The organism is Rhodococcus sp. Leaf247, assembly GCF_001426185.1.
Classification (GTDB): Bacteria; Actinomycetota; Actinomycetes; order Mycobacteriales; family Mycobacteriaceae; genus Rhodococcoides.
Map to the genome: position 1 here is coordinate 678,830 of NZ_LMRP01000001.1, position 24,083 is coordinate 702,912.

20 protein-coding genes and 1 tRNA gene are annotated in these 24,083 nt (G+C 66.5%); 7 read left to right on the forward strand and 14 right to left on the reverse strand.

The window, feature by feature from the left end; translation table 11 throughout:
• Nucleotides 1-27 precede the first annotated feature (27 nt).
• The gene (locus ASG64_RS03150; protein WP_056069959.1) at nucleotides 28-1,464 is read right to left on the reverse strand and encodes an FAD-binding oxidoreductase; all 1,437 of its coding nucleotides are present in this window, start codon (nucleotides 1,462-1,464) and stop codon (nucleotides 28-30) included.
• Nucleotides 1,465-1,607: 143 nt separating this feature from the next.
• Here ASG64_RS03150 and ASG64_RS03155 point away from each other — a divergent pair, with 143 nt between their 5' ends.
• Nucleotides 1,608-6,020 (forward strand): non-ribosomal peptide synthetase, encoded by a 4,413-nt coding sequence (locus ASG64_RS03155; RefSeq protein WP_056069963.1) that lies wholly within the window; start codon nucleotides 1,608-1,610, stop codon nucleotides 6,018-6,020.
• 50 nt (nucleotides 6,021-6,070) lie between these two features.
• Nucleotides 6,071-6,559, forward strand: coding sequence for a DUF2231 domain-containing protein (locus tag ASG64_RS03160; RefSeq protein ID WP_056069966.1), 489 nt, complete (start codon nucleotides 6,071-6,073; stop codon nucleotides 6,557-6,559).
• A gap of 15 nt (nucleotides 6,560-6,574) precedes the next feature.
• Here the strand turns inward: ASG64_RS03160 and ASG64_RS03165 are convergent, their stop codons facing one another.
• The 3 genes from ASG64_RS03165 to ASG64_RS03175 are packed head-to-tail and all read right to left on the reverse strand — an operon-like array spanning nucleotide 6,575 to nucleotide 8,579.
• Nucleotides 6,575-7,465, reverse strand: a complete 891-nt coding sequence (locus ASG64_RS03165) for a M56 family metallopeptidase (protein WP_056069969.1) — start codon at nucleotides 7,463-7,465, stop codon at nucleotides 6,575-6,577.
• Nucleotides 7,462-7,842: a BlaI/MecI/CopY family transcriptional regulator gene (locus ASG64_RS03170; RefSeq protein WP_082042846.1), complete on the reverse strand. Its 381-nt coding sequence runs from the start codon at nucleotides 7,840-7,842 to the stop codon at nucleotides 7,462-7,464. The genes ASG64_RS03165 and ASG64_RS03170 overlap by 4 nt, the downstream gene beginning before the upstream one ends.
• 56 nt (nucleotides 7,843-7,898) lie before the next feature.
• The gene (locus ASG64_RS03175; protein ID WP_056069972.1) at nucleotides 7,899-8,579 is read right to left on the reverse strand and encodes a TetR/AcrR family transcriptional regulator; all 681 of its coding nucleotides are present in this window, start codon (nucleotides 8,577-8,579) and stop codon (nucleotides 7,899-7,901) included.
• Between the two features lie 65 nt (nucleotides 8,580-8,644).
• Here ASG64_RS03175 and ASG64_RS03180 point away from each other — a divergent pair, with 65 nt between their 5' ends.
• Entirely contained in the window at nucleotides 8,645-9,766 is a 1,122-nt protein-coding gene (locus ASG64_RS03180) for an FAD-dependent oxidoreductase (protein WP_056069975.1), read from the forward strand.
• A gap of 18 nt (nucleotides 9,767-9,784) precedes the next feature.
• On the opposite strand, the gene ASG64_RS03185 is transcribed toward ASG64_RS03180, so the two are convergent.
• Entirely contained in the window at nucleotides 9,785-11,086 is a 1,302-nt protein-coding gene (locus ASG64_RS03185) for a replication-associated recombination protein A (protein WP_056069978.1), read from the reverse strand.
• An 82-nt stretch (nucleotides 11,087-11,168) separates the two neighbouring features.
• Here ASG64_RS03185 and ASG64_RS03190 point away from each other — a divergent pair, with 82 nt between their 5' ends.
• The gene (locus ASG64_RS03190; protein WP_082518020.1) at nucleotides 11,169-12,185 is read left to right on the forward strand and encodes an SDR family NAD(P)-dependent oxidoreductase; all 1,017 of its coding nucleotides are present in this window, start codon (nucleotides 11,169-11,171) and stop codon (nucleotides 12,183-12,185) included.
• Here the strand turns inward: ASG64_RS03190 and ASG64_RS03195 are convergent.
• From ASG64_RS03195 to ASG64_RS03215, 5 genes are read right to left on the reverse strand one after another with little or no spacing between them, the layout of a single operon-like run.
• Nucleotides 12,132-13,295, reverse strand: coding sequence for a PucR family transcriptional regulator (locus ASG64_RS03195; RefSeq protein WP_162245356.1), 1,164 nt, complete (start codon nucleotides 13,293-13,295; stop codon nucleotides 12,132-12,134). The two genes, ASG64_RS03190 and ASG64_RS03195, sit on opposite strands and share 54 nt — an antisense overlap.
• Nucleotides 13,296-13,331: 36 nt before the next feature.
• Nucleotides 13,332-14,165, reverse strand: a complete 834-nt coding sequence (locus tag ASG64_RS03200) for an SDR family NAD(P)-dependent oxidoreductase (RefSeq protein WP_056069987.1) — start codon at nucleotides 14,163-14,165, stop codon at nucleotides 13,332-13,334.
• Complete coding sequence (locus ASG64_RS03205; RefSeq protein ID WP_056069991.1) at nucleotides 14,162-15,916, reverse strand: alpha/beta fold hydrolase; 1,755 nt, start codon at nucleotides 15,914-15,916, stop codon at nucleotides 14,162-14,164. Before ASG64_RS03205 ends, ASG64_RS03200 begins: the two co-directional genes overlap by 4 nt.
• Nucleotides 15,913-17,397 carry a flavin-containing monooxygenase gene (locus ASG64_RS03210; RefSeq protein WP_056069995.1) on the reverse strand — a complete coding sequence of 495 codons (1,485 nt, stop codon included), beginning with the start codon at nucleotides 17,395-17,397 and terminating at the stop codon, nucleotides 15,913-15,915. Before ASG64_RS03210 ends, ASG64_RS03205 begins: the two co-directional genes overlap by 4 nt.
• Nucleotides 17,394-17,921: a thioesterase family protein gene (locus ASG64_RS03215; protein ID WP_156388243.1), complete on the reverse strand. Its 528-nt coding sequence runs from the start codon at nucleotides 17,919-17,921 to the stop codon at nucleotides 17,394-17,396. The genes ASG64_RS03210 and ASG64_RS03215 overlap by 4 nt, the downstream gene beginning before the upstream one ends.
• Before the next feature lie 179 nt (nucleotides 17,922-18,100).
• On the opposite strand from ASG64_RS03215, the gene ASG64_RS03220 reads away from it, so the two are divergent.
• Both ASG64_RS03220 and ASG64_RS03225 read left to right on the forward strand, forming a co-directional pair.
• Nucleotides 18,101-18,538: a hypothetical protein gene (locus tag ASG64_RS03220; protein ID WP_200933414.1), complete on the forward strand. Its 438-nt coding sequence runs from the start codon at nucleotides 18,101-18,103 to the stop codon at nucleotides 18,536-18,538.
• 80 nt (nucleotides 18,539-18,618) lie between these two features.
• Nucleotides 18,619-19,239 carry a dienelactone hydrolase family protein gene (locus ASG64_RS03225; RefSeq protein ID WP_056070003.1) on the forward strand — a complete coding sequence of 207 codons (621 nt, stop codon included), beginning with the start codon at nucleotides 18,619-18,621 and terminating at the stop codon, nucleotides 19,237-19,239.
• A gap of 10 nt (nucleotides 19,240-19,249) precedes the next feature.
• Here the strand turns inward: ASG64_RS03225 and ASG64_RS03230 are convergent, their stop codons facing one another.
• Complete coding sequence (locus ASG64_RS03230) at nucleotides 19,250-20,797, reverse strand: MFS transporter (protein WP_056070006.1); 1,548 nt, start codon at nucleotides 20,795-20,797, stop codon at nucleotides 19,250-19,252.
• Between the two features lie 92 nt (nucleotides 20,798-20,889).
• Between ASG64_RS03230 and ASG64_RS03235 the strand changes: the two genes are divergently transcribed.
• Nucleotides 20,890-21,573 carry a TetR-like C-terminal domain-containing protein gene (locus ASG64_RS03235; RefSeq protein WP_162245357.1) on the forward strand — a complete coding sequence of 228 codons (684 nt, stop codon included), beginning with the start codon at nucleotides 20,890-20,892 and terminating at the stop codon, nucleotides 21,571-21,573.
• Between the two features lie 3 nt (nucleotides 21,574-21,576).
• Here the strand turns inward: ASG64_RS03235 and ASG64_RS03240 are convergent.
• The 3 genes from ASG64_RS03240 to ASG64_RS03250 form a co-directional block, all read right to left on the reverse strand.
• A tRNA-Leu gene (locus ASG64_RS03240) sits at nucleotides 21,577-21,650 on the reverse strand.
• Between the two features lie 31 nt (nucleotides 21,651-21,681).
• Nucleotides 21,682-22,509 carry a sulfurtransferase gene (locus ASG64_RS03245; protein ID WP_082518022.1) on the reverse strand — a complete coding sequence of 276 codons (828 nt, stop codon included), beginning with the start codon at nucleotides 22,507-22,509 and terminating at the stop codon, nucleotides 21,682-21,684.
• 60 nt (nucleotides 22,510-22,569) lie between these two features.
• A complete protein-coding gene (locus ASG64_RS03250) occupies nucleotides 22,570-24,018 on the reverse strand; it encodes a short-chain fatty acid transporter (RefSeq protein ID WP_042572994.1) in 1,449 nt (482 codons plus the stop codon).
• Nucleotides 24,019-24,083: the final 65 nt, after the last annotated feature.

Sequence of the window (24,083 nt, forward strand, 5' to 3'; positions counted from 1 at the left end):
GGTGTCCGTCTCGGTCCCGTGAGCAGCTCAGCGGGTCGGCGATCCACCGAACAGGACACCTGGGTTGAGCAGTCCCGTCGGATCCCACGCGGCTTTGATACTTCTCATCAGATCGACCTGATCGCTGCCGTGTTGCCGCGGAAGCCACCGCGCCTTGGCCCGGCCGATCCCGTGTTCGGCACTGACGGTGCCACCGGCTCGGAGGACGAGTTCGAGCACCAGATCCTCGAGCTGCTCCCCCAGCGACGGTGGAATGCTCCCGCCGCGTGTCGCCACGAGGTTGACGTGGAAGTTGCCCTCAGCGAGATGCCCGAACATCGCGACCGTCACCTCGTCCGAGGCGTGTCGGACGGTGTCCTCGATGGCGTGGAACGAGTCGGCGAACACGTCGAGCGGGACGCCGACGTCGAGCTTGATCGGGACGCCGACGCTGTTGATCGACTCGGTGATGCGTTCACGGAACGACCACAGGTGTCGGCACTCGGCCGGTGTGCTCGCCACGGCGATCCGGTCCTCGGCGATCGACGTTCCGATCACCGTGTCGAGCATGCCGGTCGCCGCACCGAGCAGGTCGATCTCGTCGTCTGCCGCTCGACGTCCCGCGTCACCCAGTTCGGCGAAGACCCAGAAGCCGTCCACCGGGAGCGGCGCTGCCTGTCCCGTGTGGTCGGCCGCGCGCTGCACCTCTGCTCCCGCAGCCCATTCCAACGCCTGCAGCCCGGGGAGCCGGCGGAGAACGGGAAGCGCCGACACCGCGGCGGCCACGTCGGGAAATGCGAAGACCAGGACGATGCGATCGGTCACTCGCGGAGCGAGGCGCCAGGTGACGTCGGTGATGAGCGCCAGCGTTCCCTCGGATCCGACGAGCAGGTCGACGAGGTCGAACCCTGTGTTGTCCTTGGGGAGTGTGCGTCGACGATCGACGACCGTCCCTTCCGCTGTCACCGCCCGCAGTCCTGCGATCCGCGCTCGCGCGGTGCCGTGCCGCAGGACGCGCATTCCTCCGGCGTTGGTGGCTGCCGCGCCGCCGACGGTGGCCGATTCGCCGGAAGCCAGCGTCAGACCGCACGTCAGATCCGACCGGTTGGCGATGGCTTCGAGTGCTGCAAGAGTCGTCCCGGCGCCCACGGTGACCGTTCCGTCGTCCTGCACGTCGCCGGCGTCGACGAGATACTCGGTCGAGATGACGACCGATCCCTCGGGGGGCACTGCGCCGGCGACGAGACCGGTATTTCCGCCCTGCGGGACGACTGCGACCCCGAGTGCGCGACACACCGACATCGCCGCCACAGCAGCGTCGAAAGTCCGGGGGCGGACGACGGCCCGCGGTGCGCCTGTCCAGCGACCCGTCCAGTCGGTGGCGTACTTGACCATGGCGTCGGCGTCCGAGGTCACGCTGCAGTCGGCGATGGCTGCCACCCGGTCGACCACCAGGTCGGGAGCGAGAGGGTCGGACGAGGCCATGGGTTCCCCTCGGGGTTCGACGGCGGACACACGGGCGTGCGCCACCCATCAGGGTTCCACCTGCCCGTTCCCGTCGAGAAGGACGGGTCGATCGACACCGTGGTACTACTTGATCTGTAGTAGTCGAACGTGAGAGGAGAGTCGTGATCGACGGGTCGCTCCCGCTGACGTCCGCCCAGATTGCCGTCTGGTACGCCCAGCAACTCGCACCGGATCTGCCGTTCACGATCGCGTACTGCGTCGACATCACCGGCGACATCGACGTCGACGCGTTGGTCACCAGCGGTTCGACAGCGCACGCGGAGTATCGGACATCGACCCTGCGCATCGCGGACCAGGACGGTCGGCCCTGCCAACGATTCGTCGACGCCACCGCGCACGACATCGACGTCGTCGATCTCCGTCCTGCCGACGATTCCTTCTCGATCGCCCACAGGTCGATGCAGGAACTCTGCGGTCGCGCGGTTCCGCTCGACGGGCCGCTGGTCCTGTCGCGGATCTTCCGCCTGGCCGACGACCGGGTTCTGTGGTTCACCAGGGCGCATCACATCGTCCAGGACGGTCACACCTCGATGCTCGTCCTCGAGCGGACCGCCGCCCTGTACCGGGCACTCGCCGACGGGCGGCCCGCACCGCCCGTGGACGTTCCCACCCCGCAGACTCTGGTGGACGACGACATCACGTACTCGGCGTCGCCCCGTTTGCGCCGCGATACCGAATTCTGGGCCGACCGTTCCGATCGACCTACCGTTCGGTGGGGTGCGGCACGTCGACCGCAGCCGGTGTCCGCACGGACGCACGAGTCGACCGCCGACCGGAGCAACGCCCACGGCAGCCTGGGCGGTTCCGGAACCGCGACGATGATCGCAGCAGTCGCCGTGTTGCTCAGCCGCATGTGCGGCGTGCAGGACGTTCGGCTGTCGCTCCCTGTATCGGCACGCGCCACGGCCACGAGCAAACGGGCGGGTTCGACGATGTCGGCCGTCGTGCCTCTCGACCTCGACGGCATCGGCGACTCCACAGTCGGAGGTGCCGTCTCGTCGACGGAGGTGGCACTGAAGTCCGTGCTGCGACGGGCTCGAAGCGCAGCGACTGCGCGCGCGGCGAGCGGATCTCGACTGTCGAACTCGGACTACTTCGGCCCGACCGTCAACATCATGATGTTCGCCGAGAGCATTCCGATCGGAAACTTGCACGGGCGCCTGGAGATACTGCAGACCGGGCCCGTGTCCGACATCGCGGTCAATATCTATCCCCAGTGGTCGGGCGACGGTGCGCGTGTCGAGTTCGAAGGGAACCCGGCAACACATTCCGCAGCCGACCTCGAGGTTCTACGACGGAGGTACCTGCACGTTCTCGACGCGTTCTCGAATCCCGAGACCGACGTCGCATCGATCGATCTCTCACTCCCCGAGGAATTCCCGCCGACCCCCGCGTCGGTCGGTTCCCCAGCCGACACCTCGTCGACTCTGGCCGAGGTCTTCCGCGACGCGGTGGACACCCACGGTGATTCTCCGGCGCTCACCTCCGGCGGCGTCACCCTCACCTATCGACAGGTGGCGATGCGAGTCGACCGGCTCGCGAACATCCTGCTCGATCACGGTGTCGGACCCGACGATGCCGTCGCAGTGCGTGTTCCACGATCCGTGTCGGCCGTCGTCGCGTTCTGGGCGATCGCCCGGGTCGGCGCCGTGCACGTGCCCGTCGACCCAGCTCTGCCCGATGAACGGGCACGCTTCATCCTCGACGACTGTTCGGCGAGAACGGGACTCGGTGAACCGGGACCGCTGAGGCTCCCGACGTCACGGACGACGTGGATCGCACTGGACGACGTTCGACCGAAGTCTCCGGTCGAACGACGCGACGACTCGTCTCGACGCGATCCTCTCTCGGCCGCCTACATCGTCTACACCTCGGGCTCGACCGGGTCGCCGAAGGGAGTCGTGGTCACGAACAGCGGTATCGGGCCGCTGGTGCAGCACATCCGATCGCACTACGGACTGGGCCCCGCATCACGTATCTCGATGTCGGCAGCGCTCGGCTTCGACACTGCAATCGTCGAACTTGTTGCCGCGGCTGCCACCGGAGCCTCACTGGCCATCTGTCCGCCGGAGGTCATCGGTGGGTCGGAGCTGGCGGAATTCCTCGTCGACCAGGATGTCAGTCATCTCCTCGCCACTCCGTCCGTACTCTCGACGATCGACCCTCGGCAGATCCCCGCTGTCGGAACCGTCATCGTCGGTGGTGAGGAATCGTCGTCGGACCTCCTGGCGTCCTGGTCCCTCGGACGACGACTCCTCGAGGCCTACGGCCCGACCGAGACCACGTGCAGCGTCACGATGACCGACACCATCGAGGCCGACACACGCACGGGCATCGGCACCGCGATGACCGGTGTCCGCATTCACCTGCTCGACGGCCGGTTGAGGCCGGTGGTGCCCGGTGCGGTCGGCGAAATCTACATCGACACTGCCGGTCTCGCTCGGGGTTACCTCGGGAAGCACGGAACCACGTCGACTCGCTTCGTCGCCGATCCGTTCTCCCCCAACGGTTCTCGCCTGTTCCGCAGCGGCGACCGCGCACGGTGCCGCGCCGACGGAACCCTCGAGTTCCACGGCAGGGACGACGATCAGGTACAGATACGCGGCAACCGGGTAGAACTCGGCGAGATCGACAGCACCCTGCGTCGGCACCCGGACGTCGCGGCGGCAGCCGTGTCCCTTCGACGAACCCCCGGTGGCAGTTCACGGATCGACGGTTACATCGTGCCGATGACCGGAACGACGCCCGACGCAGACGATATCCGTCGGTTCGCCGCGGCATCGCTCCCCCCGCACATGGTTCCGTCGTCGATCAGGACTCTCGACGCGATTCCACTCACGGTCAACCGAAAGGTCGATCGACGCGCACTGCCGGAGCCGATCGCTCGTGACGCCGACCCGCACGCGGCACCTCCCCGAGGTGCGACGGAAGAACTGATCGCACAGACATTCCTGGAGGTCCTGGCCGTCGACGGTATCGGCGCCGAGTCGTCGTTCTTCGATCTCGGCGGGGACTCGCTCGCCGCGACCCGCGTGGTGTCGCGGCTTCGCGTCGCGGCCGGCATCGACGTCGGAGTCCGTGACCTCGTCGCATCGCCCACCGTGCGTGCTCTGGCCCTCGTCCTCGACTCCCGAGATGCTCACAGCGAACGGTTCTCTCGCGCAACGCCGGGACTGTCCGACGGCGTGTCAGCCGTTCCCCTCGCGCCACAGCAACGCGATATCGATTTCGACGCCACCCTGCCGCTCTCGAATCTTCCGTTCACCCTCGATATCACCGGTCCGTTCGACCTCGATGCCGCCTCCGCCGCATTCGACGATCTGGCGGCTCGCCACCGCACTCTGCGAACGCGGTTCCCGGACTCACCTGTCGGTCCGCATCAGCTGGTCGACGACACCTCGTCCCCGACCGTGCTTGCGCCGCAGCCGTTCTCCGACCGTGCTGTCGCGGCGTTCCTCTCCGAGCCCATCGACATCCGGCGGGAACTGCCCGTTCGAGTCCGCGTCTTCGTCGACGCGAGTGACCACCATGTCATCGCGTGCGTCGTGCACCACGCCGCCGCAGACGGGTGGGCGCTCGGGATCCTGGGACGCGACTTCGCTGTCGCCTACCGCGCCCGCTCGAGCGGCCACGCTCCGTCGTGGTCGCCGCCGCGTCCCGTGCAGTACTCGGACTACAGCGTCTGGGCGGAGTCGCGCTCGGTGACCGACGATGTCGAGTTCTGGCGCTCCGAGCTCCACGGAGCGAACTTCACATCGACACCCCCGCCGGACCGTCCCCGGCCCGCGACCTGGTCCTTCCACGCGGGGCGCCGCACTCTCCACCTCGATGCCGATGGCGTCCGCGACGTCGATGCCGTCGCGAACCGCCACGGCGTGGGTAGGTTCACCGTGGTTCGGACGGCGCTGATGATTCTGGTGGCGCAGCTGACGGGTTCGGAGGACGTCGTCGTCGGTACGCCTGTCATCGGCCGCGACGATCCGATCCTCGAAGAGATCGTCGGTACCTTCAGCACCACCGTCGCCATACGCACGGATCTGTCCGGTGCCACGACCGTGGCGGAGGCACTCGACTGCGCTCGGGCGAGTGAGACGCGCGCGTTCGATCACACGGCGGTACCGCTGGCAGACATCGCAGATGTGGTCGATCCGGGACCACACCACCAGCGACATCCGCTGTTCCAGGTCGCGTTGTCCTTCGACGTGCTCGAACCCGTAGTCCTCGACGTGCATACCGGGACGGACGGCGATCGGACACGGATCACCGTGACACCGCGCCCCCTCGACATGGCCAAATGCGATCTGCACCTTCACGTCACGGAGCATCGGGACCCGTCCGGAGATCACTGGGAGGTCGGATTCGTGTACCCGACGGCGCTGTACGAGGGATCGACCGTTCAAGAGTTCACTCACATGTTCCGGCGCATCCTCGACACGATCGGCAGCGATTCCGACGCCCCCTGGAGACTTCCGGACCCGGCGCGAACCGCGCCCGAACTACTACACGTTCTGTAGTATCAAATTGGGTGCGCCTCGGCACCGAACGACCCTCCAGGAGTTCACTCGTGTCGACGATCAACGGCCTACCCGCTCACATTCTTCTCGTGCACTTCATCGTCGTGCTGGCTCCGCTGACCGCACTGCTCGCGATCGCCGCAGCCATCTCACGCCCCGTCCGCAACCGACTCGTCTGGCTGATCGCCGCACTGGCGGTGATCACGCTGATTCTGACCCCGCTGACGACCGACGCCGGAGAGTGGCTCGAGAAGCGGGTTCCTCGGTCGGAGGCCGTGCACGAGCACACGGAACTCGGCGACTGGATGCTGTACTTCTCGATCGCTCTGGTCGTCGTGGCAGCGGCGCTCGTCGCCGTGCACCTGCGCGAAAGGCGCGGCACCGCAGTGCCGCGCCGGCTGTCGGTCGTCGTGGTGATCCTCGCGGTCGTCGTCGGTGCTGCGACCATCCTCCAGGTGTATCGCATCGGCGAATCGGGAGCACGCGCGTCCTGGAGCGACGTGTCCGACACACCCTCCGAAGGCGCCGATTCCGAGTAGGCCGTCGGCGCAGCCCTACTCGAGGATCGTGGTCGCCGATTCGCCGGCCTCGGGCACGATGACGTCCTGCGTGACGTCCGCCAGCACCACGACGAGCGATATCAGGGCCGCGGCCACCACAGCGCAGGCGACCACGACGGTCCCCCGCGACGCCACCGGCGGCGGGCCGCTCAACGCTCGGGCACGCGCGACGACGTCCCCTCCCGTCCCGGATACCGTGTAGGACGCCCGATCCCGGGCGACATCTGCCCTGAGCAGCGCCGCCCGCGCCAACGCCGTCATCACGGTGGTGCGATCAGCGGCATCGGCGGCACACTCGTCGGCGTGCCGTTCCGCGGCGTGCCGCACGCGCGCCACCACGGGGCGCGCGAAGGGGTCGAGCAGAGCCGAGACCTCCGCCGCCTGAGTCCAGAAGGCGTGCCGGTAGCGGAGATGCGCACGCTCGTGATCGAGGACAGCACCGATCTCCGCGTCAGAGAGCGCCGACATCAATGCAGTCGTCATGACGATCGCGCCGCCACCGGACGGCACCGCGAAGGCGTCCGGGTCGGACGATTCGACGACCACCACCCCGTCCGTCGCGCGGGCAGTGCGTCCGAACGGAGCCGACCGACGCGCTGTTGCCGCGACTCGTCGAAGATGCATCGCCGACACCGCGACTCGCCACACGAGCCAGATCGCCAGGACGGCTCCGGCCACACGCGGCGGCCACGACGACGCCGACAGGAGCACTGCCGACACTGCGATCGACGACGCGACCACTGCGGCTGCGGACAGCGCGGACAACGCGGACACTCCCACCACCGCCCACCCCGGCGAGAGGTGCCGGTCGAGACGATCACCGAACAGTCGCAACAGAATCGAGAACACCCAGGGCGCAGTGGCGACACCCACGAACGCGATCACGACCCGTTCACGTCGCGTTCGTCCTGGCGGGACAGCAAGTGCCGCAACGTGACCTCGTCGTCCGGATCGAGCGCGGCGACGAAGTTGGCGAGCACGTCGGCACGCGCCTGTCCCGCGTCGAGCTCGGACCGCATACGCATGGCAGCACGCAGGGCAGGCAGGTCCTCGTACGGGGCACTCAGCGCATAGACGAACGAACGACCACGCCGTTCGCGGGCGACGAGCCCTTTCCCGTGCAGCCGCACCAGCGCGGTCATCACCGTCGTGTGGGCGAGGTCCGTTTCGAGAAGGCGCCGCACGTCGGACACCGACAGTTCCTTGTGCCGGCCGAGAAGTTCCAGCACGGACTTCTCCAGTTCACCGGATCCCCTACGCATCTGCGCAGCTCTCGGCGTTCGGCATGCACCGATTCTAGCCGTGTGCCGGACGAGACTCAGGCCTTGTTCGCGCCACGGGTGATGCCGGACAGGATCAGGTCGACGCCGGTCGAGAACTGAGCACGATCGTCGTGGTCCCGTAGCTGCGGCGACACGCGGTGCAGGAATGGGTACGCCTGCGGGTCCAGGCTTTCCCACCGCGTCGCCACCTCGTCCAGGAACGCCTCCCTGCTGATGCCGTCCCGGACGTTCCTGGCGTTGGCAGCGTTCTGGCCGCCGACGCCCAGGATGTAGTTCACCAACGCTGTCGCGGCGTCGAAGAGATCGCGTTCGTCGACGCCCAGTGTCGCGACCCGGCCGCCGATGGCATCGAACAACTGAGCCAGCGCCGCTTGCCGGGGGTCACGGAGGAGGTGTGCGCCGACCCACGGGTGATCGTCGAGTGCGTCGAAGATTCCGAGCGCCAGTGTCCGGAGGCTTTCCGTCGGGCCGTCGTCATCGTCGACGGACGAACGCATCACACGGGATACGACGAGATGCGTGGCCGCGTCCAGTAGCGCGTTCTTGTCGGCGACGTGCCAGTAGATCGCACCGGCTCCGGTGGACAACCGTGCCGCGAGAGCACGGAACGTCAACGCCTTCTCCCCCTCCGTGTCGAGGATGTCGATCGCCGCGTCGACGACGCGCTCTGTCGACAATGCGTCGGTGCGGCGCTGTCCGGTTGCCATGTCGTCCATCTTGACACATTTGGAACAACGTTCCACACTCATGGAACACTGTTCCAAACACGGAAGGATCTCGCATGGCGATCACTGTCGACATCGTCGGCGCAGGCCTCGGCGGCCTGACGCTGGCACGAGTACTCCATCGGCACGGCGCCGCGGTCAGGGTCTTCGAATCGGACATGTCCGCCGATACTCGAACGCAGGGCGGCCAGGTGGACATCCATGAGGAGAACGGCCAGAAGGCACTCGAGGCCGCCGGTCTCACACGCGAGTTCCGGTCGATCGTTCACGAAGGGGCACAGGCACTACGGATTCTCGATCCACACGGAACCGTCCTGCTGGACCAGCCGGACGACGGGGATCAGACTCGGCCGGAGGTTCTTCGCGGCGATCTACGCCGGATTCTTCTTGACGCACTGCCGCAGAACACGGTCAGGTGGGGACACAAGGTCGCCGGCGTGAAGCCTCTGAGCGGCGGCGGGCACCGCCTGACCTTCGCGGACGGGTCGACGACTGTCAGCGAACTGCTCGTGGGAGCCGACGGTGCATGGTCGAGAATTCGCCCACTGGTGTCGCAGTCGACGCCCCACTACACGGGGACGACGTTCGTCGAAACGTATCTGCACGACGTCGACGTACGCTTTCCGGCCACCGCGGACAGTGTCGGCCTCGGCGCGATGTACGCGCTGACACCCGGCCGGGGCATCGTGGCGCACCGCGAGGTAGGCAACGTTCTGCATGCCTACGTCGAACTCACCAGGCCCGCCGAGTGGATCGATACTCTGGACTTCTCGGACGCACCGAGTACGTCGGCACGCATCGCGCAGGAATTCGACGGCTGGGCACCACATCTGACGGACCTGATCACCGGCAGTGACACCACACCCGTGACCCGCAAGATCTTCGCGCTTCCCGACGGTCACCGATGGAGGCCGACGCCGGGCGTGACGTTGCTCGGCGACGCGGCGCACCTCATGCCCCCGTCCGGAGACGGAGCCAACCTCGCCATGTTCGACGGCGCCGAGCTCGGACGGTTCATTCTCGCGCACCCCGACGACCCCGATGCCGCGATCGCTGCGTACGAGGCCGAACTGTTCACGCGCACCGATTCCTTCTACGCGGATGCGCACGACATCGTGGATCTGTGCCTCGGTGAGCGTGCGCCGTACGGGCTGATCGAGATGTTCACCGGGGTGTGAGATCGCGCGTTACTCGTATCAGATATCGCGAGAGCCGTTCGCGCGCATATTTTCCCACGACCGCAACCGCTCCGTGACGGCGTGCTCGTACCCGTTCGTGGTGGGCTCGTAGAAGACCGGCCGGTCCATGCCGTCGGGGAAGTAGTTCGCGCCGGAGAATCCCGTGTCGGTATCGGGATCGTACCGATACCCCTCGCCGTAGCCGAGGTCCTTCATCAGCGACGTGGGTGCATTGAGAATGTGCTGAGGCGGCATCAGCGATCCAGTTCGCTTCGCCGCGGCACGTGCCTTACCGAAGGCGCGATAGACGCCGATCGATTTGGGCGCGGTCGCGAGATAGACGACGGCCTGAGCGATCGCGAGTTCGCCCTCGGGAGAACCCAAGCGTTCGTACACGTCCCACGCGGCGAGTGCTTGATGCACGGCGTTCGGATCCGCCAGACCGATGTCCTCCACCGCGAAGCGAGTGATCCGGCGGGCGACGAACAGCGGATCCTCACCCCCGTCGAGCATCCGCGCCAACCAGTACAGCGATGCGTCCGGATCGGACCCCCGCATCGATTTGTGCAGCGCGGAAATCAGGTTGTAATGGCCCTCCTGCGACTTGTCGTACAGCGGTGCACGCTTCTGGACCGCCCGTGCGAGTCCGGCCTGATCCAGCGGCCCGGACAGGGCGTGCACCTGCTCGATCATGTTGAGCAGATACCGGCCGTCGCCGTCCGCCATCGCGATCAGTGCACCGCGGGCCTCGTCGGTCAGCGGCAGCGGATGGCCCAGAAGACCCTCGGCGCGGGTGACGAGCGTGCTCAGAGCGGCATCGTCGAGCCGCCTCAGCACGAAGACCTGACTGCGCGAGAGCAGAGCCCCGTTCAGCTCGAAACTGGGATTCTCCGTCGTGGCACCGACGAGGACGATCGTTCCGTCCTCGACGTACGGCAGAAAGGAATCCTGCTGAGCGCGATTGAAGCGGTGGATCTCGTCGACGAACAGCATCGTGCCGTGACCGGTCTCCCGCCGGATCTGGGCCGACTTGAACACCTTTCGAAGATCTGCGACGCCCGAGAAGGTGGCGGACAGAGGTTCGAAGGCCAGATCGGTCTGCTCCGCGAGAAGCCGCGCGATCGTGGTCTTTCCGCACCCTGGCGGCCCCCACAACACCATCGACACGAGTCGCTTCGTCTCGACCATCCGCCCGATCGGTGCATCCGGGGCCAGCAGATGATCCTGCCCGATCACGTCCTGCAACGTCCTAGGCCGGAGCCGGTCCGCCAGCGGGCGCGACGCGTCGTCCACCTCGAACAAGGACGGCTCCGACGTCACGATCGAATCCCGACGGAACTGCAGTGGTCGTCGATGTACACGCTGCCCTCCAGACGTCGTCGGCGGTCTCGAGACTACGCCGATGACAGAAGCGACCGGTGGACCCGGCGCGGCGTCGTGTGCACACGCACAGCAGCGCCGCGACAACGGTGGACCGCGGTACCTACTTGCCGCGGCCACCACCGGAGATGATCGACGACATCATCACTCGCGGAAGAAGGGCAGTCGACGCATGAAGTCGGTATCCGGCAAGGTCGTACTCATCACGGGAGGCGCATCGGGCATCGGGCTCGAGACGGGACGTCGGCTGGCATCGATGGGCGCCCATGTCGTCCTGGTGGATCGGAGTGACATTCCCGCCGATGTCCTGGCGAGCCTCCCGACGTCACACCACGGTCGGCACCGTGCATTCAGCGCCGATGTCACCGACAGCGCATCCCTCGAAGCTGTTGTGGCCGAGGTACTGTCGGAGTACGGATGCCTCGATATCGTGCTGGCCAACGCCGGCATCGCGGAGGCCGGCACCGTCGCCATCAGCGACGTCGAGAACTTGGCACGTATCGTCGAGATCAACCTGATCGGTGTCATCCGGACCGTGCACGCGACGCTGCCGGCGATCACGGCACAGCGAGGTTTCTATCTCTTGGTCTCGTCGGCCGCGGCACTCAAAACCGTTCCCGGACAGGCTGCCTACGCCGCGGCGAAGACCGGAGTCGAAGCTTTCGGCGGAGGGTTGCGCCTCGAAGTAGCGCACAAAGGCGTCGGAGTCGGAGTCGCCCACCCTGCGTTCGTCCGGACACCGATGTTCGACTCCCAGCACAGGATCGCCGCCGTGCGCGACGGTATCGAGGAACTGCCGTGGCCTTTCGGCGTGGTGACCGAGCTGAGCGACTGCGTCGACGCGTTCGTCGATGCCATCGTCCGCCGTCGCCGAAAGGTGTACGTACCCGGCGCGCTCCGCGGAGTCGACACTGTTCGCGGCGTGTTCACCGGCCGGCTCTGGGATGCGATCCTGCGCCCGCGGATGCGGAAGACGGTCCCCGCTCTAGAACGCGGGATCCTCGACAGTCGAGCCGGCGGTGCGCTCCCTCGTCAGTAGCCACCAGGCCAGGACCAGGTCTGCCGTCCTGTCGATGTCCAGACCGGTGAGATCTCCGAACCGTGCGACGCGATTGCGGACGGTGTTGCGGTGGACGAACAGCGCGGCCGCGGTGTCGTCGACACGTCGATCGTGCTCGAGGTACGCCGCCACGGTGTCGATGATGTCGCGTCCGGACGGGCCGCGTTCCAGCAGCGGGGTGAGATGCGCGGAGGCGAGCCTGTCGGCCGACTCCTCCCCCAGCGCGAGCAACGGGAGGGGTCCGAGCGCCGCGAGATCGAGAACTCCCGCCCGGCCGAACCTGGTGGCGAGATCCAGGGCGAGGTGCGCTTGCCGGAACGACGCCCGAGCGCCCGATACCGGAAGCGCGTCGCCGACACCGACCGACACTGCCGCGTCCATCCCGTCGGGAACCCGGGGAAGCAGTGCCACCAGGAAACCGTCGATGACCGCGTCGACGACCACGAGACCGCCACCGCCGCAGCGGATACGAAGCATGGCTCGGACGTCCGACACTGTCGACGAGTCGTTCCACGCCAGGCATGCGACGCGGTAATGGTGCCCGATGTCGATACCGTGCTCCGAGGCGTGGGCCTGCAGTACCGCCGGCACGTACGAACCCTCGATCAGCTGCCGGAGAAGATCTGCGCGCCGCGTCGCACCCGCGACCGCACGCTCCTGAACCACCGTGTTCACCGCCGCCGAGTAGGACGTGGCCCATTCCCACATCATGTCCTGGATGTCGTCCACGGCGTCCGTCGACAGACCCTGCTCGGCCGCGTTCCGGCGAACCATCTTGAACAGCTCGCGCGCCCCGAGCTGGATGCTGTGGGCCACGAGTTCGAGCGGAATCGTCTGACCGGCCCACAACCGGACCAGATCGGTGACGTCGTGGGAGTCCACCTCGGGGGCATCGCTGCGCAGACGTCGGAGCACGATGTCGAGGATCGCGCGAGTGTTGCGCTGCACCTCGGCGTGCGTGACAGAGTCGTACACGGGAATGTCCCTGCGATACAACGTGGTCAGCTCGGATGCCACGGCATCGAGTTGGTCGTCGGCATCGGCGACCAGGGAGGTGATGCGCGCGGCGATCTCGCGCTGCCGTGTCATCGCCCTGTCGTCACCCATCGTGGTCGCCTCTCGTCGTCACGAGCGTGTCATATCCTCCGTCGCGAGGCGCCGGATCTCGGGTGCGGCAGCTCGACTACGCGCCGTGAACACGCGGGTGGGCAGCGCGGCGCGCAGGACCAGCAGTACCCGACCAACTCGCGGGTACACCATGCGCGCCGAGCGCCGTTCGAGAGACCGAACGATGTGCGGCACGATGTCGTCCAGCGGTGTGACCGCACCGAAGGGCCCCGGTAACGCAGCGAGTAACGCAGCGAAGGCGGGCCGCTCCATCTTTCCGGTGACCATGGCGGTGTCGATCCACCCGGGGTGGAGTGACCCCACCCGCACCCCGGTTCCGCTCAGTTCCAGCCGAAGTGAATCGGCGAATGCTTCCAATCCTGCTTTGGCCGCTGCGTACGCCGTATGTCCGGGCTGATGCGCGAACGACGCCCACGAGCAGGTGAACGCCACATACCCACGTGACGCCATGACCGCGGGCAGTGCAGCCCTCACGACGTTGTGCGCGCCGATCAGGTTGATGTCGACGACGCGTTTCCACGCACCCTCCGGGAGAAGGTCGACGGGCCCGTACTCGGACACCCCGGCGTTGGCCCAGACGATGTCGATGCGACCCCGGTCGGCGACGACCGTGTCGATGACCCGCCGGCAAGCGTCGGCATCCCGAACATCGAGAACATGGGTGTCGCAGTCGCCCGCCAGTGACTGCGCGGTGCGAGACAGTCCGTCCTCGTCCACATCGAGCAGTACGACGGTCGCGCCACGCTCCGAACATGCTCGGGCCGTGGCGGATCCGATCCCGCCCGCCGCTCCGGTGACGACCAGGACCATGCCGGTGAGATCGTGGCTCATGACTCGACCGCCGTCGGCGCGCCGACGACAGCGAGCGCCGACTCGGTGATGCTGCCGAGAACCAGATGCGGTCCACGACGGACGACGCCGGTCACCATCTTGTACCCGGGTTCCGACGACTGGAGGTCGTGGACGACGGTGCCGTGCTCGTCCACCGCGATCACCCAGGTCGTCGATTCGCCTTCGCGAACCGACTCGGGAAGTCGGTACGCGATCCGACGAAAGAGCCCCGGAAGCTGCGCGACCCGATCGTGGAGCGCACTGCGTGGGGTCGCCATCGCCACCCAGACGAGGTCGCCGTCGGCGGAGACGTTGTCCGGGAACGCCGGCAGGTTGTCCTCCAGGACGGTCGGCGCGCCCGCTCGACCGTCGACGACCGGGTAGCGCGTGATGCGGAAGTCACCGGACGACGCCACCGTCACCGCGTCCTCCGCGTCCGACACGGTCAGTCCGTTCGGGAACTGGAGTCCGTCCACCAGGGTGCGGGCCGGCCCGTCCGGTGGGAGCACGGCGACTCGTCCGGTACCCGAGTGCTCGAGGAGATCCGCGAGGAAGTCGTGGAACCCGAACCGTCGGGTGGACACGGTGAAGTAGAGGGTGCCCGATCGACCACGAACGATGTTGGAGGCGAACGTGATCGGCTCGCCGTCGAGCTGATCCACCAGCACCTCCACTCCCCCGCTCGCGAGATCGACGCGAAGCACACCCCGTTCCGCATCGCACACCAGGAGCGTGTCGTCGTCCAGCACCGTGATGCCGAGTGGACGACCTCCCGTGTCGGCAAGTGTCTCGACCGTGTGAGTGGTGCTGTCGAAGGTCACGCGCAGAATCCGCCCGTCTTCGAGTCCTGTCAGCACACGCCCCTGCGAGTCCAGCCGCACGTCTTCCGGTCCTCTGCCCGGGAGTTCGAGACGCCTGATCGGCGACATCGGCTGCGCGCTCGAGGCCTGCCGTGCTCGATCGGTCGCTCTCGGTGGGGTCCACCGAACGGGCCGAAGGCGGGGAGCCGGAGCCGACGTGGGCCGCTCGGCATCACGTGGCTGCGCAGAGTCCGTGATCACCGCCGCCACGGCGCCGGCCGAACTCCACGGAGCTCCGTGCCCCTCCCGCGGAAGAGGATAGGCGGACACCCCGGGGCCGGAGGCACTGTCGGCCATGGCGCTCGAATCCACGCGCCGATCGTCGAGTCCATAGACGACGGACACGGGACATCCGAGCGTCGCCAGCCGTGGACCCAGTGGCATCCCGTCCAGGTAGGTGTCGACCGCCGCGGACGATGCGCGAAAACGTTGCAGCCCGGTGTCACGGAGATCCTGCACAGCAAAGTCCGGAACGGCACCGCCCGGCAGGAATGCCGTAGCGAGGCCACGCTCCAACGCCGTGTCCGGCAGCGCACTCCACACGGCTGCGCCGAGCAACGGAATCCCCAACACCGTTTCGGAGAAGCCCCGTGCCGTGAGTCGGGACGCCACCGTGGGCGGAGTGGCCACCAGCACGAGGCGGCCCACGAGCGTCGGAAACTGTTCGGCGACCGACGTCGCCACCAGTCCCCCTCGCGAATGACCCACCAGTATCACGGGGCCGAGGTCGGCTGCTCGAATCCGGCGCGCGACGTCCAGCGCATCGACCTCGATCGACTCCGTGCCCGCAAGATCCGGCGCTGACACCGTGCCCGGGAGCAGAGGTCGCACGCGATCCCAGATCGCGTGCGACCCACCGAGACCGTGGAGAAGGACGATCGGGTCGGTCATCGCGACACTGCCGTCGGCCGAACATTGTGGCGGGCGGGGTCGAATCGCACTGCGCGGCTGCGATATCCGAGGATGCTGCCGGGCCACAGGTTGCTGTTGCGCCCGGCGGGATCGAGATACCAGCTCGAACATCCGCCGCTCGTCCAGACCGTCCCCTCGGTCAGTTCGTCGATCCGCTCGGAATACTCGGCCTGCGCCCGCTCCGTCGGCTCGATGGACCCGCGCGCCTCGATCGCGTGCCTCATAGCGCGTTCGATGTACTGCAGTTGCGACTCGAACATCATGATGACCGAGGTGTGTCCGAGAGCGATGTTGGGACCGTGCATCAGGTACAGATTCGGGAAGCCCGCGACGGTCGTACCCAGATAGGCACGGGGGCTCTCTCCCCAACTGTCCGCCATCGTGCGCCCGTTCTCGTCGACGATGCTGTCCGTCAACGGAAGTCGGCTGGTGTCGAAGCCCGTGCCGAAGATGATCGCGTCGACCTCGTGAGTGGTTCCGTTCGCGTCCACGACCCCGGTGCGCGTCACGGTCGAGACACCGACCGTCTCGACCGAGACGTTCGGCTGCGCCAGCGCCGGGTAGTACTCGTCGGACAGGAGAATCCGCTTGCAGCCCATCCGGTACGACGGTGTCAGCTTCTCGCGCAGGACAGGATCGCTCACCGCATGGCGCAGATGCGCGCGCCCTTCTTTCTCTCCGATACGCATCAAAGCCGGATTCCGGAACGCCAGCAACTTGATCTCACGCTCGGCATAGATCAGCGCGCGCGCAGCTCGCTGGAATCCCGGCACCGACTTCAGGAGCCGACGTTTCTTCGCCGAGATGGGCTGATCGTCCCGCGGCATCACCCAGGGAGCGGTCCGCTGGAAGACCGTGAGGGACTGCACCAACGGTTGGATCTTCGGAACGAATTGGATCGCGGACGCACCGGTACCCACCACCGCGACGCGCTTTCCCGTCAAGTCCACGTCGTGGTCCCACTGCGACGAGTGGAACACCGGACCGTCGAAGTCGTCGATACCCTCGATGGAGGGTAGCGACGGGTCGGCGAGCGACCCGGTCGCGATGACGACGTGGTCCACCGTCGACGTTCCCCGCGCCGTCTCGAGCGTCCACCGCCCCGTGGACGCATCCCGCGTCACGGACGTCACCGGGCAGTTCGTCCGCAATCGCGGCAGCAGCCCGTGCGTGCGGGCGACGTCGTCGAGATACGCCCTGATTTCCGACTGCCGGGCGTAGGTGTGACGCCAGCGATGGCTCGGCGCGAACGAGAAGGAGTACAGCAGACTCTGTACATCGCAGGCTGCGCCCGGATAGTCGTTGTCGCGCCACACACCGCCCAACGTCGCAGCGCGTTCGAACAACACGACGCTTCCCTTGTGCAGGGACTCGAGGCGTATGGCGGCCCCGATACCCGCGAAGCCGGAACCGATGACGGCCAGCACGTGATGGTCGGGGCTCGATCGAGGTGTCGTCATGACTGGTGCTCTTCCGCTGAGTAGGACGTTCTGGACAGTGTCGACCACTCGACGACCTCCGCCGGAAGGTGCTCCGGCAGAACGAAGACGCCGTCGAGCTCGCGGACCTGGTCGGGCGCCACGGACCTGCCTGCCTTGTCGATGATGCGGACGGACACCAGTGCGGTGGCGTAGTCGACGTCGCCGATGTGGAAGATCTGCTGGAAATACAGATTCTTCGCATCGGTGCCGAGCAACCGTGTCCGCACGCGAAAGGCCTTGGGGAAGGTCAACGACCGGCCGTACGTGATGGTCTGGGCGGTGACGACCGGAGACCACCCGCGGGCTCGGAACTGCCGCCACAGACCGGTCTTCGCGTAGTACGCGATGCGGGCGGCGTCGAGAATCGACAGGTACCGCCCGTTGGTCATGTGCATCAGGATGTCCAGATCGACGAGCTGGACGCGGAAGCGTGTCTCGAGAGGGTCTCCGATCCGAGCGGTCCGGCCGAAGCCCCGCATACGCAGAAGCCAGCGGATCGTCATGATCACGTCTCGACAGCCCTCCCGTGCGCCCCGTCCGACCCGGTCAGGTCGATCCCCCCATCCTGGGTGACGAGCGTCGACCGAACGATGGATGTCGGGACATCACGTCGCCGGGGCGGGTGTGCACGTGCACAAGGCCGGCGATGTAACGGACGGCCCCTCTACACCGACCAGGTGGTATGACTCTGTCCTTGATCGCCCGCTCGTGCCTCGTTGCCGCTGTCTGCACGGGAGGGCTTGTCCTGTCGTCCGGAGCGGCCTCTGCGGAGGTCGTCGACCTCGATATCCTTCCCGGGCTCAGCGTCGGGCAGAGGACGCCCTACGGCGTCGGCTGCACGTACATCGCCGTCGCTCGTACCGCAGATGCGTCCGGACCGCGTGTGGATATCGCACCGCTCGATTCCGATTCGATCATGCCCATCGAGGAATTCGCATGGCAGTTCGACCACTACTGGTCGTCACCGGTGATCGCCGGCTACAAGGTGTCACTGTGGACCCCGACGACGCCCGGCGAACATTCGCTCATGGCGTACGAGACCTCCGCAGGTGGACCCGTCGCCACCGTGACCGTGAACCCCGCCACTCCTGTCGGCCCGCTCTGCTTGGTTGCGCCCTGATCACCTGACAGGCGGGTGCTCGCCGTCGGCATCACTCGCGAGTACGGTCGACACGTCGATCGCAAAGACCGGGGGATCTCATGGTCGCTATTGCTGTTTTCCACTCCGTTCTCGGAGTGCGACGAGGTATTCGGGACGCCGCCGACCACCTACGGGATGCCGGTCACGACGTGACGGTCGTCGACCAATACGAAGGCCGGTCCTTCGACGACTATGACTCCGCCCGAGCATTCGCCTCGGACATCGGGTTTCCTGCATTGATGCAACGAGCACTGACCGGGGTGTCGCACCTGTCCGACGGCTTCGCCCTCCTGGGGTTTTCCAATGGAGGTGGAATGGCCACTTTCGTGGCTACGCGACGCAGAGTCAGCGGCGCTGTGCTCTGCTCCGGAGCTCTTCCGCTCGAGATGATCGACGTCCACCACTGGCCCGAACGTGTTCCGGTGCAACTCCACTACGCGGTCGACGACCCGTTCAAGGCTGCCGGATCGGTCGAATCGGTGATGGAATCGGTGAATGCCGCCGGTGCGCCGGCCGAGTACTTCCAGTACCCCGGTAGCGGTCACCTTTTCACGGATGTGGAGATGCCCGGCGAATTCGACCCTGAAGCAACTGCGCAGTTCTGGACTCACGTCGACCGGTTCGTGTCCTCTGCCGGGGCCCCGGTCCACTCGACCGACGGCGGAGAAGCTCGGGACTGATCACGCGCCTTTACTTGCGCGACTCCTGGCCCTTCTCCGGGTGGGACGGCAGGAAGACGAGCGTGAGAACCGCGGCCAAAGCCGTGACCGAACCCGCCACGATGCTGCCCGTGGAGAAGCCGTCGACGAACCCTGCGCGGGCGAGGGTGGACAGCTGATCACCCAGGGTGGCTCCCGTGTCCCCGAGCGTCACCGACACCTGCTGTGCCGCAGCGAGAGCGGCGCCTACAGATTCGCGGGCAGGCTCGAGAACCGCGGTCGGCAATTCGGAATCCAAGCCGTCTCGGTAGACCGACAGCGCGACCGACCCGATGACCGCGACGCCGAGGGTGCCGCCCAGTTCACGGGTCGCATCGTTGACAGCCGACCCCATGCCCGCCTTGTCGTTCGGCACGACGCCCATGATCGCTTCGGTCGCCGGGGCACTGATCAATCCGAGGCCGGCGCCGAGCAGGATCATCTGCCCGGCGATCTGGAGGTACCCGGTGTCCGTACCCACTGTCGATGTCCATGCGAAAGCAAGAGTGAGGGAACCGAGTCCGCTCGCCACAACGAGTTTCGTGCCGACAGCGACCGCGAGTCGAGGTCCGATCAGGGAGAAGAGGGCGATCGAACTCGCGACCGGAAGCATCCGGACGCCGGTCTCGAAGGCTCCGTAACCTCTCACGGATTGGAAGTACTGCGTCACCAGGAAGATGAAGCCGAACATCGCGAAGAAGGCACTGGTGACTGCGCCACTGGCCGCAGTGAAGCGCATATTGGTGAACAGCCGCACATCGAGCATCGGGTGCTCGGCCCGAGCTTCGCGGATGACGAAGGCCGTCAGAAGTAGTGCTGCCACAGCGAATCCGGCAAAGGTTGCTCCGGACGACCATCCGCGGTCGGGCGCCTCGATGATGGCGTGAACGAGTGAACCCAACGCCAGAATGGACAACGCCAACCCGGATTTATCCAGTGGTGGCGTGGACGGGTCACTCGAATTCGGCACCAGACGAATCGCGAGAAGTACGGTGAGCGCCGCCGCCGCCGCGTTGAACACGAGTGTGGATCCCCACCAGAAATGCTCGATGAGCGCGCCACCGATGACGGGACCGACAGCGACGGAGATTCCTGTCGCCGCGCCCCACAATGCGATCGCGGTGACGCGTTCCGACCGTTCGGTGAATACGTTCGTCAAGATCGACAGGGTCACCGGATAGACCACCGCCGCCGCGATACCGGCCAACGCCCGCCACAGGATGAGTTGATCGGCGTTCCCGCTCCACGCGCCGCCCAGCGATGCCACGAGAAACAGGAGCAGGCCGCCGAGCAGGAACGGCCGGCGCCCGAACCGGTCGCTCAGCGAACCTGCAGCGAGAACCAGTGCTGCGAACGCCAGGTTGAACGCGTCGACGATCCAGAGCAGATCTCTCGTGGACGCACCCAGCGCGCCGACCAGGGTGGGCAGCGTGATGTTGACGATCGTCGTCGAGACGTTGACGACGAACACGGCGAAGCACAGCGTGAGCAGAACCGCGGGCTTGGATCGGCGAGACGTCGACGACTGAAGAATCTGCATAACAGGTTTATACCAGTTCACAGCGGTCAGCGTTTGCGGAAGGTGGCAGCAGTCGAACTCGAGTGCATGGCCGAGGTGAGAGCATGGTGGGTATGTCCACGCCTCGACCGCCGGATGACGTTCCGGTTCGTGAACGACTGATCGCTGCAGCCGTTGCAGTGCTCGCAACGGACGGACCCGGCGAATTGAAGGTTCGGCGGGTCAGCGAGCAGGCCGGGTCGACGACGATTTCGGTCTACCACCACTTCGGCGACATGCGGGGGCTACTCGACGAGGTGGTCGCTCGGGGCTACGACACCCTGAAAGCTGCGATGCTCGAGGCGGAGAACGTCCATGCCGACCCCGGCGCACAACTGTTCGCCATGGCCCTGTCCGCGCGAGACATGGCACTGGCAAACCCTCATCTGTATGACTTGATGTTCGGGCTGTCGACCCGCGGAGGGATCCGTGCTGCACCACCGAAGGAAGGCGGTGCAGCACGACGTCACTTCACAGAGGCCTATGCAGTGTTGGTTCGCTCGTGCGGGCGCTTGGTCGACACCGGTCGCACCGAGGGGTACACCGGCACGCAGATCGCGGCGCAGTTGTGGAGCATGGTGCACGGTTTCATCTCACTCGAGGCCGCGGGACAGTACGACGACCTCACCGACACCGTCGCAGAGTTGCTCGCGCCCATGGCGATCACGCATTTCATCGGGATGGGAGATACCCGCGAGCGCGCGACGATCTCCGCATCGATCGCGCATCATGGCTGGACGGAGCGGGCCCGGATGTAGCGGTGCCCCCAGTCGGACTCGAACCGACAACACAAGGATTTTAAGTCCTCTGCCTCTGCCAATTGGGCTATGGGGGCCTGTCGCGGAATACCCTATCGGGCGATGCGATCAGCTGGTCTCCACGGGCCGATCGGGATCCGACGACCATGCCGACCACGATCCGGGATAGAGGGTCGCATCGACGCCGGCCACCGCGAGAGCTGCAATCTGGTGGGCAGCGGTCACTCCGGACCCGCAGTAGACCGCCACCTGGTCACCCGGTCGAATGCCTAACGCCTGGAATCGGTTTCGTAAGGCGGACGGATCTGCGAAAACACCGTCGGGAGTCAGGTTGTCCGACGTCGGCGCACTGATGGCGCCCGGAATGTGGCCGGCTCGCAGATCGATAGGTTCCACCTCACCGCGGTACCGCTCCCCCGCGCGCGCATCGAGAACCGTGCCTACGAACGACGCCACCTCGTCCGACGACACCGTCGGCAGGTGCCCAGGCGACAGCGTCACCGTTCCAGCGTGCGATGCCGTTTCCTCGCCGGAACGAGTCTCCCCACCCGCCGCGGTCCACGCGCCCAACCCACCGTCGAGCAGGCGCACGGTGGACAGGCCTGCCCACCGCAGCAGCCACCAGGCGCGCGCTGCCGCGAGGTTGCCGGTGGCGTCGTACACCACGACCGTCGACTCGTCGTCGATTCCCCACCGCCGTGCGTGGGCCTGCAGATCGGCGATGTCCGGAAGGGGATGCCGACCGTCCGTGGCTTCGCCGTGGCCGGCGAGTTCGGTGGGTAGGTCGACGTAGACGGCTCCAGGGATGTGCCCATCCACGTATTTCCTATGGCCCTCGGTATCCCCCAGCGCCCATCTGACGTCGAGAAGCACCGGTGGACGAGACAACTCCAGCGCAGCCGACAGCTCGGACGCGGTCCACAGAATCTCCGACATACGGGTGATGGTACGACGCACCGGGCGCGGCCGGGTCCGCCGTCGCACCGGGCCCGGCATCTAGGCCGGAATCACGGGCGCCTCGAAGGTGAACGTGGTCCCGAGCAACCAGACGAGCAGGAGCACCACCGGGAAGTGGAAGATGAACTGCAGGAACGTGAATCCGATCAAGTCACGCGCCCTCAGGCCGAGCACGGCGAGGAGCGGGAGCATGAAGAACGGGTTGATCAGATTGGGCAGCGCCTCGGCGACGTTGTAGATCTGCACGGTCCATCCGAGGTTCATCTGCACATCGGTCGCCGACTGCATCACGTACGGCGCTTCCACCAACCACTTGCCGCCGCCCGACGGGACGAACAATCCGAGGATGACGGTGTAGACGGCGATGACGACTGCGAAAGCGCCGCCTCCACCCACCTCGGTGAAGAACGTCGCGAGGTGCTCCGAGACGGTGAACCCGCCGCGCCCTTCGGATTTCGTCAGGATCGCGGCCATGGCGGCGTACAGCGGGAACTGCACCAGAATGCCCGCTGTCGCCGGCACGGCCTTTGCCACCGAGTCGAGGAAACGTCGGGGAGTGCCGTGCAGCACGAGCCCCAACATCAGGAACACCAGCAGATAACCGTTCAAGCTGCTGACGACCGACAACACGGGCTTGGACAGCAGCTGCGACACCAGCCAGCCCAGCGTCATCGCCCCCGCGAGGATCGGGAGGACACGGCTGTACTCCAACCATTCTCCCGGCCGCGTGCGAGTGGGCGGTTCGGCGATCGTGTCGTCGAGGTCGACCGACATGGCGTCGGCCGTCTTGATCGCGGGTCCGGTCGGCGCCGACAGGTGAGCGATGATCACCGTCAGCACGATGATGATCACGCACATCAGCAGCGACTGCCAGGTGAAGATCGTGGTCCCGAAGTCGAGCACGCCGGTGATCTGCAGCAGCGCCGGTGGAAGCGAGCTCGCGGTGGCCTGCAGCTGGGCGGCTGACGACGACATGCCCAGTGCCCAGACGGCTCCGAGTCCCATGAAGGCCGCGGCACCGAGAGCTCGGTAGTCGACGCGGAGGTCGGTGCGGCGTGCGATGGCTCGCGCCAGCAGTCCGCCGAACACCAAGGACAGTCCCCAGTTGAGGAACGACACCGAGCACGACATCAGAGCGACGAAGCTGACTGCTGTTCGCGGACTGTTCGGCAGCGCTGCCAACCGGGTGATCAATCGGGCCACCGGCGGCGACGTGGCCACCACGTATCCGGTGAGGACCACCATCGCCATCTGCAGTGTGAAGGCCGTCAGATCCCAGAACCCGTTGCCGAACGCGTCGACGACGTTCTGCGGCGACGACCCGTTGGCGAACGCTGCCACTGCCACCACCAGCACGCCGACCAGAGCGAAGATGTAGGCGTCGGGGAACCATTTCTCGGTCGCACGGGCCAGGGCCTGCGCGGTGCGCGCCAGACCCTTCTCGGTAGGAGCCTTCTCGCTCGAGGATTCGGTGTCACGAACGGTCATCGATGGGTCTCCTGCTCGTCGACGAACACTGTGTCGGGGGGCACATGTCCGATACGACCCAACAC